The organism is Frankia canadensis, assembly GCF_900197875.1.
In the GTDB taxonomy this organism is placed as follows: Bacteria; Actinomycetota; Actinomycetes; order Frankiales; family Frankiaceae; genus Frankia; species Frankia canadensis.
In genome coordinates this window covers 1-1,455 of record NZ_FZMO01000426.1, presented here as the reverse complement: position 1 = coordinate 1,455, position 1,455 = coordinate 1, and the positions used below count along the sequence as shown (strand labels likewise).

General features: G+C 72.0%; 1 protein-coding gene. It reads left to right on the top strand.

The window, feature by feature from the left end; all coding sequences use genetic code 11:
- Positions 1-47: 47 nt before the first annotated feature.
- Positions 48-1,448 carry an IS30 family transposase gene (locus C1A33_RS25250; protein ID WP_101833928.1) on the top strand — a complete coding sequence of 467 codons (1,401 nt, stop codon included), beginning with the start codon at positions 48-50 and terminating at the stop codon, positions 1,446-1,448.
- Positions 1,449-1,455 lie beyond the last annotated feature (7 nt).

The following is a 1,455-nucleotide window of genomic DNA, read 5'->3' as shown; positions in this document are numbered from 1 at the left end:
GGCGGATTCAACTGGTCGTCGCAACACCTCGATCCGGAGGTGTGGGAATGGGACGGCCGGCGGATTGGACGCAGACGGTCACGGGGCGGGCGGGCATGTGCTCGCCGGGGCGGCCGCCGGTGGCGCGCCGGGAGCATCAGCAGCGGTTCTGGGCGGCGATCGCGCGTGGGCTGAGCAGCGAGGATGCCGGTGTCGCGGCCGGCGTGTCGCCGGCGGTCGGGACCCGGTGGTTCCGCAACTGTGGCGGGATGCCCCCTTCGGACTTCCCCGCCCCTTCCGGTCGATACCTGTCGTTCGCGGAGCGGGAGGAGATCGCCCTGGGTCGTGCCCGCGGGGACAGCATCCGCCGGATCGCGCGGGGTTTGGGCCGGCCTGCGTCGACGGTGTCACGGGAGCTACGGCGTAACGCCGGCACCCGCGGCGGGACCCTGGTTTACCGGGCCACACTCGCGCAGTGGCATCGAGACCGTCGGGCCACCCGACCCAAGACTGCCAAGCTCGCGGCGAACGAGCAGCTGCGCAGCTACGTGCAGGACCGGCTCGCCGGGCCGGTCCGCCGCAGCGACGGCACCGTGGTGCCCGGCCCGTGGACGGCGCCGTTCACCGGCCGGAACAAGCCGCACCGCCAGGACCGCCGCTGGGTCAGCGCGTGGAGCCCGGAGCAGATCTCGCGGCGACTGCGGGTCGATTTTCCCGACGATCCGGCGATGCGGATCTCGCATGAGGCGATCTACCAGGCCCTTTACATCGAGGGGCGGGGAGCGCTGCGCCGTGACCTGGTCGCGTGCCTGCGCACGGGCCGCGCGCTGCGGGCGCCACGTGCGCGGGCCGGACGGCGCCCCGACGGCATGGTCACCCCCGAGGTCCGGATCAGTGCCCGCCCGGTCGAGGCCACAGACCGGACGGTCGCAGGGCACTGGGAAGGAGACCTGATCATCGGGTTGAACCGGTCCGCGATCGGCACGCTGGTCGAGCGCACCACCCGGCTCACGGTCCTGCTGCACCTGCCCCGTATGGACGGCTACGGCCATGAACCGCGGGTGAAGAACGGCCCGGCGCTGGCGGGCCGCGGCGCCGACGCTGTCCGGGACGCGATCACACGAGCGTTCGCGGAGCTGCCCGAGCAGCTGCGTCGGACCCTGACCTGGGACCGCGGCAAGGAGATGGCCGGGCACGCCGCGCTGACCGCCAGCACAGGTCTCGGGGTCTACTTCGCCGACCCGCACAGCCCCTGGCAGCGCGGCACGAACGAGAACACCAACGGGCTGCTGCGCCAGTACTTCCCCAAGGGCACCGACCTGTCCCGCTGGACCCGCCACGAACTCGCCACCATCGCCGCGACCCTCAACGACCGGCCCCGCAAGACCCTCGACTGGAAGACCCCCACCGAAGCGATGAACAACCAGCTACTCTCACGTCAACAACCCGGTGTTGCGAGGACCGGTTGAGTTCGGT

Bases quoted from the DNA above. Each gene is read 5' to 3' on its own strand.
- C1A33_RS25250 (WP_101833928.1), top strand. From the start codon at position 48: ATGGGACGGCCGGCGGATTGGACGCAGACGGTCACGGGGCGGGCGGGC.